This is a genomic window from Mycoplasma sp. 4423 (assembly GCF_054353855.1).
This window is the reverse complement of the sequence record NZ_JBTHHJ010000009.1, coordinates 24,365-43,315: the sequence shown is the minus strand read 5'-3', so window position 1 is coordinate 43,315 and position 18,951 is coordinate 24,365. Positions and strand designations below refer to the sequence as shown.

Genomic DNA, 18,951 nt, shown 5'->3' with positions numbered 1-18,951 from the left:
CAAACTCTCGAAAAAATTGACTGTCATGTTTTATATCTAGTTTTCAAAGAACTTTTTTGAACTTTTTTTAAAAGTCGCTTAGATATTATAGCAGTAAAATAAAAAAGCAAAATTATTTTTTTATTTTTTTTTGATTTTTAATTTGTAATTTATCGAAAGAATAATTATTCTTCTCTTACATATTTTATATTTATTTTATATTATATAAATGAATTTGTGTGAAAAAGTAGTAAAATATTAGCAAACATTAAAAATAATATAAAAGGAGATTCAATGACAAGAAAGTATAAGCTTCTTTCAGTACTTTTTGGTACTTCAAGCTTAACTACACTAATTGCTGCTAGTTGTGGAACTTCGCAGCAAAAGAAAACACCAGGAACAGGCGCAGAAACAGCTCAATATCCAACCGACAAAGCTGCTTCTGATAATACTGTTCGTCTAGCAACTGCACAAGGAAAGGTATACCCTTTAATGATTGCTCTTAAGCAACTTGTGCCTTTATATAATCAAACAACGAAAGATCAAGCAGGATATTTACCTGTTGTTTTAGAGACAGCTGATGAAACTAAAGCAAAAAGTGAATATGAACTTGGAACACAAGCTGAAAATTATATCAGAACTAATGATGCAAAACTTGCTAACTTACTCTTAGGTAACAAAACCACTGCATATCAAATTAATTCATATGGTAAGATTTTAGATGTTTCTGATACTTTACCTAACAATTTGTTTCCAACTAAAATCTTAAAGAATCACAACAACTTAGTTGGTGAAGATACATCAGGTGGAAAAATTTATAACCTTCCTTTTGATGTTTCTGATACTAATGGATTTAGTATTAACATCGACTTATTAAACAAAGCATTAGAACTAATGAAAGCAGCTGGTGCTACAGTTGTAAATGAAGGTAAAGTTTTTGAAAAACTTGCTGCAAACAAAGACAAAGGAAATAACATCCCTGCTGAATCAGTAATTAACTACTTAAAAGCAAAACCTGGATCACTAACAGGATATATAGTTAATCAAAAAACTTTTGAAGGTGTTGAAAGTTTATTTGAATTTGCAAGAAAATTCTATTCAGCAGTCGAAGTTGATACTGCTAAAGTTGCTACAGCAACAACCGAACTTATTCCATTACAAGCTTTTTCAATTGACTACCAACAAGATGAGTTTTACAAACTTATCAATAATGATTTAAATTATAAAAAACTTTGAGAACTTGAACCTACAACAAATAACCAATTTGACTTGTCTAAGATCAAATACAACTTACCAAGTGATCAAGCAATGAAAGACAAATTTGTTGAAGTATTTAACAAATTTGTAGATAACCATTCAATACAAGTTCAAACCAAGGTAGGTGATAAAGATGTGTCTAAACCTATCTTATTTAGAGATGTAAAATTCGAAAATAACTCAAATGAATGAGCATCATGACATATGAGACAATATCAAACCATTTTTGCTATAGTTGCTTCTGTCGGTCTTGAGCAATCAGTTAATTCGCAAACATCTCGCAATTTCTTTGCTGCTAAAAACCCTGATGCTCCAAAGAAATGAACAACTCGTGATGATGTTTTCTTACAACAACAAATTACTAAAAACAAAGCAGATGATACTAATGCTACCTATTTTGAAGGTGGTTCTAGTTTAATCCCTGTTGCTGTTGGTAGTAAAGAAGATGCTGCTACAAAGATGTTTTTAAACTGATTGTATAACGGTAAAACCACATGAAATAATAATGAGGTTAATGTTCGTGATTTAATGTCTGAACTTTCTGCATACATCATTCCATTAAACACAGATTTAACTCGTGGAGTAAGTTTTTACAACAATGTGGAATCAGATTTAGATACACAAATTGCTGCAAATGAAAAAAAACTAAAAACTTTATCAGATGGTGAAGAAAAAACCAACCTACAAAAAGCAACTGAAGCATTAAAATCACAAGCTAACTATACACACTCAGCTGCATTATCATTCACTTCATTAAAAGAATTTAACGATGGTAATGAAGATTTATTTAGCTTACCAAGTAATCCTAAAACAACAAAGATTAATGCATACATCGCTACACAATTGCTTAATTCAACCCTTGATAAAAATGCAACTAAAGCAAACGGAACAGATGTGTTAAACCATGTTTTAGATTTAATCAGTAAAGAAAACTAATAATACGAAATCATGTGTATACATGATTTTAAATTTTAACTTTTAACTAGTATTAATAAAAAGGACACAAATGAAAAAATATACTAAACTCTTTTCTATTATTTCCCTTGCTTCAGTAGCTCTTGCAGCAAGTTGCTCACAAAGTAAAACACAACAAACTGAATATCTAACAAACAATGCTGCAAAAGATAAGAAAATTGTTTTTGCCACTGCACAACCTAATTCTTGACCTTTAATGTATGCATTAGAAAAGATGATTCCTCTGTATAACAAAGAAATGAAAGATCAACCTGGATTTTTACCAATAGAGTTACAAACAAAGGAAATAACAAAAGCAGATGGCGAATTTGGTTTAGCTACACAAACTGAAAATTATATTAAAAGTAACGATTCCAGACTTGCTAACTTGCTTTTAGGTAGCAAAACCACTGCATATATTATCAATAAATATCAAAAACTTCTTGATACATCAAAAGAACTTCCAATTTCTTTATTTCCTAAGAAAATACTTGAAAATCATACTAGTGTTGTTGGAGAAAAACTAGGTAGCAAATTATTCAACTTACCTTTTGATGTCTCAGATACCAACGGATTTATATTAAACATTGACTTAATGAATAAGATGTTAGACTTAATGCGACAAGCAGGAGCAAATATCGACCGAAATGGAAAACTTTTTGATACCTTAAATGAATATAAAGATAAAGGAAATCACATCCCTGATGAATCAGTAATAAATTTCTTAAAAATAAAACCAGATTCATTAAAAGGTTACGCTATAAATTCTAAAACTTTCCAAGGGGTTGAATCGCTTTTTGAACTAGCACACAAGTTTTATGATTCAGTTGAAATAGATAATGATAAGGTTGCTAAATTCAACAAACCTATTATCCCTTTACAAGTCTTTTCAATCGATTACACATTAGATGAATTTTATAAAGTGCTAAATAATAGACTTAAAGGTAAAAAACTTTGACAACTAAACTCCACAAATGGTCAATATGATCAAAGTAAAATTACTTTTAATTTAGCAACAGATAAGAAGATGCAAGCTGATTTTATCGATGTTTTTAACGAATTTGTTAAAAACAAATTAACTATTGTACAAGCATCAAATGACAAAAATGTTAATGATGTTTTATTTAGAGATGTTAAATTTGAAGGAAAAAGCGAATCAAGTTCTTCACATATGCGTCAATATCAGGTAATTTTCAGCATCTTTGCTTCTGTTTCATATGAATACACATTTAATTCAAAGACTATTAGATATTTTAATAAACCAACTGCTGATGTGTTAGCAAAGTGAACCTCAAGCGATGATGTTTATTTACAACAACAAGTTTTAAAAAATAAGGCAGACGATGATTTTGCAACCTATATCGAGGGTGGATCATCATTAGTCCCTATTTCAATTGATAATGGTGGTGATGAAGATAAAGCAACTACTATGTTTATTAATTGACTTTACAATGGAAAAACTACTTGAAATAATAAGGAAATTAATGTCCGTGACTTAATGACACAATTAGCTGCTTATGTTATACCTTTAAATAAGGATTTAGAACGTGGAATCAGTTTTTATGAAAATGCTGAAAAAACCTTAAAGGATGAAATTGATGCTAATGAAGCAAAACTCAAAAATCAACCTAATAAAACCTTAGATGATCAAACTGAAGAACTAAAAACAGAGACACATCACCTTCATTCAGGAGCATTATCGTTCACATCTTTAAAAGAATTTGTCGATACAGATGTAGCAAAATTATTTGATTTACCAGGTAATGAAACTACCTCAAAAATCGACGCTGTAATTAAGGAAGCATTAATAAATTCAACATTAAACAAAAATCCATCTTTTAAAACAGGACAGCAAGTTTTAGATGAAGTTCTACAAATTATTTCAAAAAATCAGTAATAAGATTGCACTATGTGCAATTTTATTTTGCTAATTCTTTTATTTATGATTTTGCATTATAATATAGCAATAATCCATAAGGAGTTATAATGAAAAAGTTACTGAGATTTTTATCACTTGCAGCTTTAGCAACATCAGCAGTTGCTATTAGTTGTTCAAATGTACAAAAACAAAGAGAAAGTAAAATTCTTTTTGCTACATCACAAGGTGATTATTTTCCTTTGATTATGGGATTAAAGGAACTTATTCCTTTGTATAATCAACAAATGAAAGACCAACCTAATTTTCTTCCTGTGCAACTACTAACTAGCAATGACACCAAAACTAATTCAGAATTAAAATTAGCAGCTCAAAATGCAGAATATATCAAAAACGATGATAGCAAGCTAGCAAACATTTTTTTAGGTAACCAAGCAGGTGCATTTTTAATTAATTCATATAATAAACTTTTGGATGTTTCAAGTGTGTTACCGGTTAGTTATTTTCCAAGCAAACTTGTTACAACTCACACTAATTTAGCTGGCGAAAAAATTAATAATACTCGTATTTATAATCTTCCTTTTGATGTTACTGATATAGATGGTTTTTCTATAAATATCGATTTGTTAAATAAAGCATTTGAATTTTTAAAACAAGCTGGAGCAACTATTGATGAAAATTCAAAAATATATCAATATGCTTTGCAGCACAAGGATTTAGGTAACCAAATACCAAGTAATTCATTAATCAACTACTTAAAAATCAAAGACGATACCAATTTAAAAGGTTATATAATTAATGATGCTACATTTAACGGGATAGAATCACTTTTTGATCTTGCTCGTAAGCTTAAAAGTATATTAGAATTTGATAAATCAAAGGTTGAAACAAGCGATCAAATTGATGATTTAGCGATTTTCACAATCGATGAAAGAGATGATGCATTTTTAAAAGTTTTAAATAATAAACTACAGGGCAAGCGAATTTGGCAACTTCAAAAAACTAATGATAAATATGACTTTTCAAAGGTGAAATACAATCTTGAAGATGCTAACATAAAAAAGGCATTTATAGATACATTTAATGAATTTGTCGCTCTAAATCATAATGAGTATTTAAATAATGCAGTTTTTCAAGATATAAAATTTGAAAACCAAATGGATGAATGAGGTTCATGAGCATTGCGTGATTATAAAGCGATTTTTTCTTTTGTAGCTAATGTAGGTTATGAGCAATCTATGGATAGTCCAATTTCCAGATTTTTTTATTTAAGCAAAGATGATAAAGAAAAATATAAAAAATGAGCTCAAAGAGATGATATTTATTTACAGGAACAACTTACCAAAAACAGAGCAAATGATGCTTTTTCCACATACATCGAAGGTGGATCAAATTTAATCCCAATTTCAATTGATAATGGAGGAAAACAAGATAATGCAACTTTATTATTTTTAAAATGACTTTATCAAGGAAATGTAAATTATAATGGTGAATACATTAAGGTTACTGATTTATTAGCACAAAAAACTGGTTATATAATCCCACAAAAAAGTCAAATTGAATCTGCATCAGATTGATATGTTCAAAGACAAACTATTTTAACTAATAAATTAAAGTTACTTAAAAATCAACTTAAAACTAATTCAAATAATTCCGATGAAATCCAAAAACAAATTGATAAATTAAGCACAGAAAGCAATTATTTATATGCAGCTGATACAACTTTCAAAGGATTAAAAAACTTTGAAAACAGTAAAAGCGAAGATATTTTTTGAGTTCCTATCGACCAAACAACATCTGCTATTGTCGAAAAAATTCGCTCTTTACTTCTTGATTCTACATTGAAAAAGAATCCAAAAATAATAACAGGAGAACAAGCATATCAAATCATTTTAAATATGATAAAAAACTCATAGTTATTGTCATATTTATTTTTGTTTTTGTATATTTGGTAAAATTTATTTATGAATGGTATAGCAAGTGTAAAAAATCTTGTTTTTGTAAAACAAAAAAAAGAAATTTTAAATATCCCAGAATTATATATTCCTGAAAATAAAATAATATCGATAGTTGGGCCATCAGGAGCAGGCAAAACTACCTTATTAAATTTGTTATCTAAAATTGAAACACCAAAAAGTGCTGAAATCACTCTTTTTAACAATATGCAGACTGCTCAAATAGGTTATATTTTGCAAGAAAACTTTCTTTATGAGGAAATAAGTGTTTTTCATAATATTTATCTAAGCGCAAAAAACTCATTTGTTTGAAGACATGAAAAAAGGTTAGAATTCTTACAAAATTTTGATGCTAAATATTATTTATCACCTTTTTTACAAAAACTTATTAATAAGTATAAAGAAACAAAAAACGAAAAGAAAGAAAGATGATTATTCTATACAATATGACATTTTTTGTTTTTTAAATATATGTTTAAAAACCAAAATGCATTTAAAGTTTTACAAAAAGAATCAAAACTTAAGCAGTTTTTCAAAAAAGACCTAGATTTTATTGCTGATAAAGTAGAAATAAAGCAAATTTTAAAGCAAAAAGCACAAAATATCTCAGGTGGTCAAAAGCAGCGTGTATTAATTGCTAAAGCGATAATTAAAAAGTCTACTTTGATGCTTATGGATGAACCCTTTTCAGCTCTCGATGTTAAGATTAAAGAAAAAACTATTGAATGAATTTTAAAAATCAAGAAAGAATTTAATTTATCAATTATTTTAGTTACTCACGATCAAAATGATGCTTTAAAACTTAGTGATTATATAATGGTAATGAATAATGGCAGAATAGAACAATTCGATACAAAAGATAAAGTGTTAGAAGAACCTGCATCATACTTTGTAGCGCACTTCTTTTGCTCACCAAGATTAAATCTAATCAAAGAGGATGATATATATAAATATTTTGTAAAACCTAAAGATATTCAAATTTCCTTATCGACTGATTCAGAATGAATTGTTAGACAAAAGGAAAATATTGCTGATCTAACAATATATACAATACAAAATCAAGACAAAGAATATGTAGTTTCAAACACAAATTCAACATTGAATATTTTAGATAAAGTAGATGTAAATATACCAGAAAACAAAATAATGAGTTTTAAACATGAAGAAGTTATCGATCAACAAAACTAAATTATCTAATGTTTCACTTGCTTTATTATATATTCTACCTTTGTTAATCCTTGTAATCATCTTTTATATCTACCCCGTAGTGAATTTATTTCATGAATCATTTATAAATTTTCCATCAAAAACTAAGAAAATTTATTATTCTTATGGTTGAGATAATTATCGTCGTGTTATAGAAGATAACGACTTTCAGACAGGATTGAAAAATTCCACCTTTTTGTTTTTTGTACCTACATTTATCTCTTTATTTTTATCTATAATTGTTTCTTATTTAATCAGTTCTTTAACTTTAAAAAGAACTAGAAACTTTTTTTTAAAGTTAATTTATTCACAATTTTTTATTTCTGGTTATACAGTTGGATTAGCCTTTATCTTACTGTTTGGTGAAGAGAACTTGTTTTTTGGTATATTTAACTCGAAACGGAGTTTTCTTTACGGAAATAACTTATTAAGTATTAAATTTTATATGACGCTGTTTCAACTTTGACGATCAATGCCCTTTAATATCGTTATTTTTGGTTTTATTTTTAGTCGCATTAATGTTAAATATGCTAAATTAATTAAAATAGATAATCTTAGATTCTGAGATCGACTTAAATATTTATATTATGTTGAATTCAGAAAATACTTTATTTTAGTTACATATACAAACTTAATTTTCTCTTTTTTAATGTATCCTGGTGCTATAATACCCGAAGAACGCATTGTTCCAACTGGAGCACATACACTTACTAGTTATATTTTTTCATTAATTAAACCTTTTGCAGGAACATTATCAGTAGATACAAACAAAGCATATGCAGCAAGTTTACTAGTAATTTTATACTTACTGTTTCTGTTTATAATAAGCTGATTAGGTTTATTTGTATTCAAAAAGACTTTTCAACTTATTATAAAGTATAAAGGAGCAAAAGATGTATAAAAAAGCATTTAAAGAAGCATTAATTATTATTTTGATAGTCATTTTAATCATTATCATCTTATTTCCGATTTATATTTTAATTGTTTCTGCTTTAATGCCTACCGATGATGTGGTTAATAAAAGATTTACTATAAGATTGAGAAAGTTTGATTTTTCTAATTTCAATTTCTTTAGTGATATTCGTTTTTGAAAAGCAGTTGGACTTTCTCTAAGTAGTTCCTTGATGCTTTTATTTATTCGTTTGATAACATACACACTATTTGTCATAGGTATTTCAAAACTCGGAAAAAAATCTAAGAAGGTTATCTTACTTATAATACTTATTTTATCTTTTATACCTGAATTTGCTATATACTTATCATTAAATAAGGTGCTTAATGAACTGAACATCACAAACAGTTTAACTCCTTTATCACTTGTTACAAATGGATTTTTCTCTTACTTTTTTATGTATAATCTACTTATCCATTTTGAAAAGAGTAAACAAAAATATTATAAAGCAATGAAAATTGATAATCTCACATTATGACAGAAAATATATTTAATTTATTGAAAAGAAATGAAAGAAACCTATATTCTCTTGATTATTTTTAGTTTTGTTTCTGTATGAAATGATTATTTATGACCAAATTATATACTTAGCGGAACAAATGATGCAACTGTCGGTATCTGATTTAGACAAATTGGACAAGTCCCTGCTGGAGGAAGTTTGCTAAACATTCAATCTGCTGGGGCATTAGTTGTTATTGCTATACCATTAACAGTTTACTTTATTTTTTCTAAGAAAATTGTTCGTTCTGTTTAAAATACTTTTAAGTCTTTATTATAACTTAAAAGTATTTTATTTATAAATATCAATATTTTGAATGTTTAATGTTTCTATTTTATTTTTCTTTTCTTTCATACCATTTTTATATAATGTAATAATAACCCCGTTTATTTGGGTGTTGTTCGAACTTACAACAAATTTTTCTTTTTTACTTCCATCATCATTTATTTTAGCCATTATTTCAGCAGGATTTACACCAATAGCAGAATTAATAGGACCTACCATTCCGGCATCAGTTATATAGACTGTTCCGTTTGGTAAAATATGTGCATCGTTTGTTTGGACATGTGTATGTGTCCCACATATAGCATCAACTTTTCCGTCTACATACAAACCAAAAACATATTTTTCGCTTGTTGTTTCTGCATGAAAATCTATAAAATGAAAATCTGCTTTTTGGAAATTATTTGTTAATTCATCAAAGGATAATAAAAATGAATTAGCATATTGTTCCTGTCAAGGCTTAAACAGTTCGTTAAAACTTACTCCCATAAAAGAAGAAACTCTTAATGTTGAACCATTTATACTAAAAACCTTTGATCCAAATCCCTCATATTCATAATTAACATTAAAAGGTCTCACTATATCTGCTTTATTAATAATTTGCAATATACTTTCATCAGCTCAAACATGATTTCCCATTGTAAAACAATCAATTCCTGCTTTTTTTAAGCGATAATAATCTTCCACCGACAAACCTTTACGTCCTGTTACATTTTCTCCTTGTGCAATGACAAAATCAATATTGTGTTCTTTTTTTATCTTATATAAATATTTTTCAACAGTTATAATACCTGGTAATCCAAAAATATCACCTAAAAACAAGATTCTGATACTCATAATACATATATTATAAATGTTTATAAAAATAAGTAAGGCTAATGCTTACTATATTCTTGAACTTGACTTAGGATTTCATCATATATATCAGAATGTGTTAATAAATAATCACGTAGGTTTTTCTTACCCTGAGCAACATTTTGTCCTTGATATCCATATCAAGCACCCTTTTTATCAAGTATATCTTTTTCAGTCGCCATATCAATTACTTCACCAATTTTATCAATTCCTTTATCGAAGTAAAATTCACTTTGTCCACTACGATATGGTGGTGCAATTTTGTTTTTAACAACTTTAAATTTAATTTCAGCACCTATAACTTCTTTATCTTCAATAATTTGTTGTCCCTTACGAACTTCTACACGAATGCTTGAATAGAATTTCAACGCACGACCACCTGGTGTTGTTTCTGGATTACCAAAAATTACCCCAACTTTTTCGCGGATTTGATTAATAAAAATAATAGTAGTTTTATTTTTATTAAGATTTCCTGTTATTTTTCTTAATGCCTTTGACATTAAGCGGGCTTGAGCACCAATTTGTTGATCTGTCATTTCTCCGTTCAATTCTGCTTCTGGAACTAATGCTGCTACTGAATCGACTATTATTAAATCAATATTACCTGTTTTTGCTAAAATATCAACTATTTCAAGTGCTTGCTCACCACTATCAGGTTGCGATAGGATTAAATTATTAACATCAACACCTATTTTTTGAGCAAATAATGGATCTATTGAATGTTCTGCATCGATAAATGCCGCAACTCCACCTTGTCTTTGAATCTCCGCTACTGCATGTAATGATAAAGTTGTTTTACCACAACTTTCTGGTCCATAAATCTCTATGATACGCCCTTTTGGGTAACCACCACCAAGTAAATTATCTAGTGTTATACTACCACTACTGAATGTTTCTACTGCTAATTCAGGAACATCTCCTAAAAGCATAATAGATTCTTTACCAAACTTCTTCTCGATTTGATTTATCGTTGTAGCTATAATGTCTTTATTGTTTTCCATTTTACCTCCAATATTATAATAAAATATTCAATAATATGGACTAATAAAGAACAAAATATAAACTATTTAACTGTGTTAATTAATGTATATCGCATTTCTCTACCACCATATTCTTCTTCAAAGATAACTTTTGTAGCAGGTGATGGCGAAACATTTGGATCGGCTCATATTCTTGTGCTATTTACATATTTTTTTAAATCAAAATCTTCTAATTTTTGTTTACTTAATAGCAATTTTGGATATGTATAAATATATTCACTTAATTTTTTTCTTGTTATTGTCTTTTTACCACCTTTTTCAGTAGTTTCTATTTCAAAAGAAAGGATATATCCTTGTTTTGTTAACATAAATATTCTTTCTTCATAATGATATGTTGGTTTTTTTATAGAAACTTTTACATCATTTGCAATACTAAATAATTTTTTCTTAGGGAAAAATGATGGTGGGATTTTTGATAAATCATTGCATTTAAGTTCACCCTCATCCTCACATTCATCGTCATCTTCATCAACATCAGAAGCTTTGCTATTTTCTCCCTCCATATCCTCATCTTTTTCATCGGATTCTTGTATTTTTTTAGAGTCTTCTGATTTTTTCAGTTCTTCTTCTTTTTGTTTTTTTTCTTCTTCCTCTAGTTGATTATTATCTTTTTGATTTTCATTTTGTTCATCTTTCTCTTTATCATCATCATCTGTTTTTTGGGTTTTTGGTTCATTGAATGAGTTCTTTAGTTTCTCTAACAAACTTTGATTTTGTGTTTTTTCATCTTTTTTAGGTTCAATATAATTTTCTTCTTTTGGTTTTTCTACAATCTCTTTATTTTCTTGCTTATCATCTACTATTTCTTTCTTTTCTTTAGGTATTTCTCGTTCTAATGGTTCTTCAATTTCATAAAAATTATATCTTTGCACAACAAAATCAATTATCTCATTATTATCTGCTATAAAATAATCTTTATAAATCTTTTGTTTAGTCTCTGCATCATCAACAACATCTGCTTTAACAAATTCATCTGTTGCGATATTTGGTGACTGCATAAATTTAAATTTATCTAAATTAAATAACAAAAACAATCAATTTTCTTCGAACAACACCCTTTTTTCATCTTCTGCTTTTTCTGTTGTAAAATTTCTTTTAGTCTTAAATGTTTTATAGTCAAAAGAACCTTTGTCATAGGAAGAAATGAAATTATTTGAGTATCTTAATCAAGTTTTTAAAGAAGTTAAATACTCTTGTGCATTAATACTCTTTTGCTTTTTAATATACTTTTGAATATCTTCATTATTATCATACAATTTGTGTAAAATTTCTTGGATATAGCCGTTTTTTATAAAGTTATCTCATTTATCATTTTCTGCATTTACAGAATTATTTACTAAGAAACTAACTTCATTTTGCTGTGGCTTAGAACAAGAAATAGCAGCAAGCACTGGCATAATAAATAATCCTAAACTTATAGTTTTTCTAACTCATTTTTTCATTCTTTCAAACTCCAAACATAAATGCAGGTTCACCATATTTTTGTTTTTTCACCATTACATCTTCAAATTCTGGATATGCATTAGGATATTGATGTATAAATAATGTGTGAACAACTGATGAAACTAGCGGAAGTGAAATGGTATTTGCTTTTGAACTACCAAAATATCAATTCATTGCTTTCATAGATAATTTAGGATTTTCAGTATCTAGATTTTCTATTAAAATTCTGAAAACCATCTTTCCTTTACTAATATAATAGATAACACTATTTCGAAATTCTACGCTTTCAATTCCTTGAATCTTATTATCTAAATAATTGTCATAAAATCTAAATGGTGGATATGAAATTTTTGAATCAATTGATTTTTTGTATTCTGAACTTGCTGTTTTCCCATTTTGCAGTCCATCATAGACATATTCGATAAATTCAAAATCGAATTTGTTTATATTTGTGAAAAAATAATATCAATTTTGGGAGAATATTTCATTTTGTTTTATCGCAAAATCTCTAAAATGAACTCTTATATCAGATAATTGTTTTATTTTATTTACGAGTTGTGATTCTTTTTCAATTATTTGTTTACTGTTTATTTTAGGTGTGAATTTTAGTTCCTTTAAATCTGTTTCGATATCATCTATTTCATCTTCTATATTACTTAACTGTTCTTTATATTTTTGTAATAATTTATTATATTCCTGTGACATAGTCAAAAAAGTCTTTTCAATTTCATCTTTACTTTGCTTTTGGTTATTTATAAATTCAAGTTTTTTAACCTCTGAACCTTTAAACAGATCATTTAAAATATCATTAATAATAGCATCTGTTTTCTTTTGTTTAATGTCATAAGGATTTGAACTTATATCTTCTTCGTTTGATATCAAAGCACTTAGTTTTTCGCCTTGTGAATAATTGGTGCAAGAAACAGATATCAAAGGAACTAAAAATAATGAATTTAAAAATATTTTTTTAACTTTCATCACTGTCTCCCAGACTAAAACGAGAAATATAATTATATTTGTGGTTTAGATTGTATTCATAAATGCTTCGATGTAGCATTTCTGAATAATTTTCTCTTTCGAATAATTTTGCAAAATTTTGGTCTGTAAATTTTGCAAAAACTTCTTTTTTTATTTGTGCATCTGTTTTATTTTCATCTTCATCTATTATCTTTTTTTGGTAATTAAATAAACTATCAAGTGATTTTTTATATGCATCTTTTCAACTTTGGATAAATACATCATAAACTTCATTGAATGTCCCTAAAACTCTTGTGGTTAATATTTCAGGTAATATAAAAATATGCTTTTGCGGTTGGTTATTGACTTGTTTTTTATATACAAAAACAGTCATAATTGAGCCATCGGTAAGTTCTATAAATAATATTTTTGTATCTATATATTTATTTAACTCAGATGCTGCTTCTTTGTATTCATCTGGTATCAAATTAATGAATCTTTGTTCATAAATTTTCTTAATTTTGAATTTATTTATTTTATACAAAAGCGAATCAGTATTTTTTACTTCATCATCTTTGTTTTTAATCATTAACTTTTCAAACAACAAATCCTTTATATTTGTTGTTTGATTATTTAAATAATCACGATCATCTTTGAAATTTTCACCATATGGGTTATAAATAAAAGTGAATTTATTAATATTATTTAAATACCAAAACCAATTTTCATTTAACAATTTTGTTAAAACATTTATACCTTTTTTAGCATATTTACCAGTCAATTCACTTCGATCTTTCGAATTTACATAAATAAATAAAGGTGCATATGTTAAAGCAGATGATATATCTGATAAATAACCATTGTTTATTGAATTTTGTTCATTATAAAATTCGTTTTTAACTTGCTCGCTTGTGCTTTCATCAAAATAGTAACTATTAGCAATTGTTAATAAATCATCATTTTGATGAACTTGCTTTACTAAATAATTTCTGTAATCCACTTTACTTTCTTGTTTATTTGTATACGAGTTTATAAATTCGCTTTTGTTAGAGTTTATACTAACAAAAGCAGATACAAGTGATATCGCTGCTACACCCAAAACACTTGCTGATGTTATTAGACTAATTTTTAATCACTTTTTCATAAAAAACCTCTTCTAAATTATTTTCATTTGATCCAGAATACAAAATTTTGCCTTGATGAATCAGTGTAAATGAATCTACATATTTTTTAATTTCACTCAATATATGCGAACTTATAAAAATAGTTGTTCCGTTTTGGTGCAATTCTTTTAGTATTTTGAATAATTGATATCGTGCTGTTGGGTCTAAATTAGCAGCAGGTTCATCTAAAATTAATAATTCTGGATCATTCAGTAATGCTTGAATTAATAGAACTTTTTTCTTTTGACCTGATGAAAAATAAAAAGGTTTTTTGTTTTTTAGATCTAAAATACCGAATTTTTCTAGCATCTGATCGATTTTTTGTAACAATTTTTCTTTTTCAGTTGCTTGTTTTAAATTTAACATCCCTAAATACTTTAAATATTCAAATGTAGTAATTTCTTTAGGGAATATAGTGTTTTCAGGAACATATCCTAATCTTTGTCTACTATCTGGTTTTTTAATGCTTATTCCATTTATTAAAACATCTCCTTGATAATTTATATATGATCCAATAATAGTTTTTATTGTTGTTGTTTTCCCTGCTCCGTTTTCTCCTATAAAAGCATGAAAACTTCCGGTTTTTACATCAAAATTTAAATCAAAAATACCAGTATTCTTCTTTTTTGAATAAAATTTACTTAAATTTCTAACTTCTAGAATATTCATTATTTATAATCCTTACGATAATATAATTTGTTATTTACTAATACCAATGCTGCTGATAAAATAATTCAAATCAAAAAGTAAATATTTTTTTCAACTACCTTTATATTTGTTCGACTTAGCTCATAAACATCTTCAACTGGTGTAAATAAATAATTGTTAGATTTGTTTAAATCATAGCGAATAATTATTTTTGAATTGTTTTTATCACCTGATACTTCTTGTTTTGCTACATAATCAGAATATCCACCTATATTGTAGTCAAAACCATCTATATTAATTGTATATGTATCAGGATCATAATTATTATTAATATAATTATGTAAAATTGCATCAAAAAGTTTTGTGTCTAAATAAGAAAAATATCCATAATAAATCAATGCAACTGCTAAATAAATTTTCTTTTCTGTCAAACTCTTTATTAACTTGTTTTTTAAAGAACTTGGATCCAATACAACACTCTGAGTTTGTAATCTTAATAAATGACTATTTTCACTATTTAATGCATCTGAAAGATATTTAAAATAGATATCCTTGCTTTCAAGTTGCTGTGTATTTTGTGTTTTATTAAGCACTTGTTGATAAAATTTCTGTGCATAATCATCAAATGCCAAATCTGATAAAAGTTCCTTAATATATTTTCACTTTAGTTCACCTACAATATTTTGCGAAGAGTTATAAACAAATTTATCTTCCGGAAATTCAGTCTTAAAAGTATCAGCACCCTCTCTTGCATAAATAATATTGGTATTAATTAAATTATTGAATATAGCTTGATTTTTAAGTGCTGTAGGCACCAAAAATGCATTTTTATTTACTATAACAGCAGGTTGAATAATTTGAGAATCAGGATTTTTAACTTCAGATGTGCTTTTTAACTTATCAGTTACACTATATTGTTTTAGATTAGATTTAGGTAAAAGAATATAATTATAGATATAAGAATCCTTGTTTTTATAAAACAAGTATTTGGATAAATTGCTGTCTTGTTCATCTGAAAATGCATTAAAAATATTAGCATTATTAATATTAAATATATCCAGCATTTGATAAGGTGTAATTAAATATGAATATATTTGTCAATCTCTAGCAGATGCTTTTGAAGTAGCAAAAGCTTTATCAAGAAATTCTTTTTGATTTTTATTGAATTCTGAACTCTCATATCCATTAGGAACTATGTAATATTTATCATATCCATTGTTTAAATAGAATTTTTCTGCATTTACTCTATTTCCTGATAAATGATTCTGATATGGTAAATTTAAATAATATGCATAATTATTTGCTGTTGAAGTGCTTTTGGCAGCAATTATGCTTCCACCTATTGCTAGCGGACTAAAAAGCAAAATAGGTAGTGTTATAGCGACTTTTGTGTTGATTTTGTAAGCAATCAAAGATGTGAATGTTCCAAATAAAATGTATGCTAGAAAGAATGTAGCAAGACTTATAAAGATTAAATATCACATAATTACTAATAGTTTTAAACTTGCCAGAATAAATATATTAGAGAACATAATTATAACAGCTCAATATAGTCCAAAAACTATATTAGAAAATGTTTTTGCTCATATAATGCTTTTTCTAGAAATAGATTTTGATAAAGTAAGTAATTCTATCCCTTCTTCTTCTAAATCTTTATATATATTAATAGTTTTTATTGCTGAAAAGAAAACTGTAATTAATAATTCAACAAAGATTACTATATAAAAGGATAACATTTTTTGTTTTGTATTTATATTTAGTTGACTAAATACTATTGAACTTATTATTGAAATTATAATCCATATAATGGGTACTATAATTGTGTTCTTTTTCTTCAAAATTAATTTATGTATAAAAAATACATAATAGAAAAACTTTTTCATTTGTCTCCTTATATTACTTAATAGTAATATATTAATATTATAGTATAGTAATATAAAAAAGCAAATTATTTTTAATTTTATGTTTTTCTTGCTTTTTTACTTTCACACAAGCATAAAAAACAAGAAAAAAACTACATATAAATTTATGTAGTCTTATTTTTCTTTGTATAAGCAATAATTTTTTGAATTAATTCTTCTTTTTCCATATCAGCATAACCAAAAATATTTAATTTTTCTCCTATTTTATGAAGCTGGCTAAGTGGCAATCTAATAAGCTTTTTATATTCTTCGCTTTCTTGTGGTTTCGGTTCTTGTGGTTGCTGTGTTTGCTGGTTTTGTTGTGGATTTTTATTAGTAAAACCAAAAGGCGAAACAAAAGGATTATTACTTTGGTTTTGATTTACATTTTGCATAAATTCTTTTAATGCTTTAGTTTGTAAGATAATAAGAAATGTTTTTCTTATTCGGCTTACTTCTCTTTGAACCAAAACAAACAATAACACATAAATAAATAAAATAATTATTGATACAATGAATTTAAATAATATAATCTGATTTCCTTGTAAACCCTTGTAATTATTTGGAGTAAATAAGAAAATCGCTAATGTTATTATGTTATATAAACTAATTAATCAATTAAATAACAATGCTCCATTAGATAAATAACCATAATTTTTTTCTTTTGTTGACCTTTGAACTGACATTACAAAAATGATAATAGTTGAAGCAGAAAACACTAACGAAAAAAATGTAGTTGTAATGTCTTGTTTGTATGTATAAGCAGCAGTGCCTTGAATATCTTTTATTTGTTCATTTGATTCAACAGTTTTATTAATTGTTTGATATAAATCTACATAAGAATTATAATTAAGCCCTACAAATATAATTTGTGCTAAATATAAAGCAGTTAATACAGATAAAAGTCCGATAAAACTAAAAACTCAAATATTAAAATAGTTTTTGTATTTATCTCAAAGACTCTGTGTATCAGCAAATTGTTCGTTATAATACTTCTTCATTTTGTCCTTTCTTTGCTTCATATATTTTAATAAATTCATCAAAATCTAAATTAGCTACATCAAATTTTGAGTCTGGTTTGCTATAAAATTCTAGATATTTTTTGGTTATCGGATGCTCAAATTCTAATTTATATGCATGCAGTCTTTGTCCTTTATCATCAACTGATTTACCATACAAAGGATCCCCATAAACAGGATTTCCTATATGTTTTAAATGAACCCTGATTTGGTGAGTTCTGCCTGTTTCTAATTCGCATTTAACTAATGTTTTAGGTAAATAATCAATATAAAAACTCTTAATCATTGTAATATGAGTTATAGCAGGTTTGGAATTTATATTTGTAATAGCCATCTTTTGTCTATCGATGTTCGAACGACCTATTGGTAGGTTTAAAAGTAACTTTTTATCTTCTATTATCCCATCGCATATTGCTAAATATTTACGATTTATTTGATGTTTTGCAAACTTTTCCGATAGCAACTGATGTACTAAATTATTTTTAGCAATTATTAATAAACCACTAGTATCCTTATCAATTCGATGCACTATCCCTGGACGCAATAATCCATTTTCATTAGATAAATTGTTTTTAAAGTGATATAAAAGTCCGTTTACCAGTGTTCCACTGGTATGACCTGGTGATGGATGCACCACAAGTCCACAAGGTTTATTTATTACAGATATATATTCATCATCATATATTATATTTAAATCCATTTTTTCAGGTTGAACATGAATTTCTTTATCTAAAACTTTCTGTATTTCTATGTTTTGCCCAACTGAAACAACAAATTTAGGTTTATTTACTAAAATTCCATCTACTCAAACTACTTTTTGTGCAATCAATTCTTTTATATCATTTCGAGAAATATTAGAATTATTTGCTATATATTTATCAATCCTCTCTGTATATTTGACTGTTAAATGTAACATTTTCAAATTATACCAAATTTAAAAAAGTCACACGAAAATATTGTCTTAA

The 18,951-nt window shown here is 26.8% G+C and carries 15 protein-coding genes; 6 read left to right on the top strand and 9 right to left on the bottom strand.

Annotation, left to right across the window (positions count from 1 at the left end; genetic code table 4):
• Window positions 1-273: 273 nt before the first annotated feature.
• The 6 genes from ACXYRN_RS02285 (at window position 274) to ACXYRN_RS02260 (ending at window position 8,933) form a co-directional block, all read left to right on the top strand.
• Entirely contained in the window at window positions 274-2,172 is a 1,899-nt protein-coding gene (locus ACXYRN_RS02285; protein WP_458607524.1) for a P68 family surface lipoprotein, read from the top strand.
• 70 nt (window positions 2,173-2,242) lie between these two features.
• Window positions 2,243-4,087: a P68 family surface lipoprotein gene (locus tag ACXYRN_RS02280; protein WP_458607523.1), complete on the top strand. Its 1,845-nt coding sequence runs from the start codon at window positions 2,243-2,245 to the stop codon at window positions 4,085-4,087.
• Between the two features lie 89 nt (window positions 4,088-4,176).
• Entirely contained in the window at window positions 4,177-5,982 is a 1,806-nt protein-coding gene (locus tag ACXYRN_RS02275) for a P68 family surface lipoprotein (RefSeq protein WP_458607522.1), read from the top strand.
• A gap of 48 nt (window positions 5,983-6,030) precedes the next feature.
• Window positions 6,031-7,209, top strand: a complete 1,179-nt coding sequence (locus ACXYRN_RS02270) for an ATP-binding cassette domain-containing protein (protein ID WP_458597695.1) — start codon at window positions 6,031-6,033, stop codon at window positions 7,207-7,209.
• Complete coding sequence (locus tag ACXYRN_RS02265) at window positions 7,181-8,128, top strand: hypothetical protein (RefSeq protein ID WP_458607521.1); 948 nt, start codon at window positions 7,181-7,183, stop codon at window positions 8,126-8,128. The genes ACXYRN_RS02270 and ACXYRN_RS02265 overlap by 29 nt, the downstream gene beginning before the upstream one ends.
• Window positions 8,121-8,933 carry an ABC transporter permease subunit gene (locus ACXYRN_RS02260; protein WP_458607520.1) on the top strand — a complete coding sequence of 271 codons (813 nt, stop codon included), beginning with the start codon at window positions 8,121-8,123 and terminating at the stop codon, window positions 8,931-8,933. The genes ACXYRN_RS02265 and ACXYRN_RS02260 overlap by 8 nt, the downstream gene beginning before the upstream one ends.
• Window positions 8,934-8,969: 36 nt before the next feature.
• On the opposite strand, the gene ACXYRN_RS02255 is transcribed toward ACXYRN_RS02260, so the two are convergent.
• From ACXYRN_RS02255 to ACXYRN_RS02215, 9 genes are all read right to left on the bottom strand, one after another.
• Window positions 8,970-9,797 (bottom strand): TIGR00282 family metallophosphoesterase, encoded by an 828-nt coding sequence (locus ACXYRN_RS02255; protein ID WP_435129749.1) that lies wholly within the window; start codon window positions 9,795-9,797, stop codon window positions 8,970-8,972.
• A gap of 38 nt (window positions 9,798-9,835) precedes the next feature.
• Window positions 9,836-10,816 (bottom strand): recombinase RecA, encoded by a 981-nt coding sequence (gene recA, locus ACXYRN_RS02250; RefSeq protein ID WP_435129746.1) that lies wholly within the window; start codon window positions 10,814-10,816, stop codon window positions 9,836-9,838.
• Window positions 10,817-10,878: 62 nt separating this feature from the next.
• Window positions 10,879-12,297, bottom strand: a complete 1,419-nt coding sequence (locus tag ACXYRN_RS02245) for an aromatic motif membrane protein (RefSeq protein WP_458607519.1) — start codon at window positions 12,295-12,297, stop codon at window positions 10,879-10,881.
• The gene (locus ACXYRN_RS02240; protein WP_458597707.1) at window positions 12,281-13,276 is read right to left on the bottom strand and encodes an aromatic motif membrane protein; all 996 of its coding nucleotides are present in this window, start codon (window positions 13,274-13,276) and stop codon (window positions 12,281-12,283) included. Before ACXYRN_RS02240 ends, ACXYRN_RS02245 begins: the two co-directional genes overlap by 17 nt.
• Window positions 13,266-14,399, bottom strand: coding sequence for an aromatic motif membrane protein (locus ACXYRN_RS02235; RefSeq protein WP_458607518.1), 1,134 nt, complete (start codon window positions 14,397-14,399; stop codon window positions 13,266-13,268). The genes ACXYRN_RS02240 and ACXYRN_RS02235 overlap by 11 nt, the downstream gene beginning before the upstream one ends.
• Window positions 14,377-15,087 carry an ABC transporter ATP-binding protein gene (locus tag ACXYRN_RS02230; RefSeq protein WP_458607517.1) on the bottom strand — a complete coding sequence of 237 codons (711 nt, stop codon included), beginning with the start codon at window positions 15,085-15,087 and terminating at the stop codon, window positions 14,377-14,379. The genes ACXYRN_RS02235 and ACXYRN_RS02230 overlap by 23 nt, the downstream gene beginning before the upstream one ends.
• A complete protein-coding gene (locus ACXYRN_RS02225; RefSeq protein ID WP_458607516.1) occupies window positions 15,087-16,949 on the bottom strand; it encodes an ABC-2 transporter permease in 1,863 nt (620 codons plus the stop codon). The genes ACXYRN_RS02230 and ACXYRN_RS02225 overlap by 1 nt, the downstream gene beginning before the upstream one ends.
• Before the next feature lie 143 nt (window positions 16,950-17,092).
• Window positions 17,093-17,968 (bottom strand): hypothetical protein, encoded by an 876-nt coding sequence (locus ACXYRN_RS02220; RefSeq protein WP_458607515.1) that lies wholly within the window; start codon window positions 17,966-17,968, stop codon window positions 17,093-17,095.
• The gene (locus ACXYRN_RS02215) at window positions 17,952-18,902 is read right to left on the bottom strand and encodes an RluA family pseudouridine synthase (protein WP_458597717.1); all 951 of its coding nucleotides are present in this window, start codon (window positions 18,900-18,902) and stop codon (window positions 17,952-17,954) included. The genes ACXYRN_RS02220 and ACXYRN_RS02215 overlap by 17 nt, the downstream gene beginning before the upstream one ends.
• Between the last annotated feature and the right edge of the window lie 49 nt (window positions 18,903-18,951).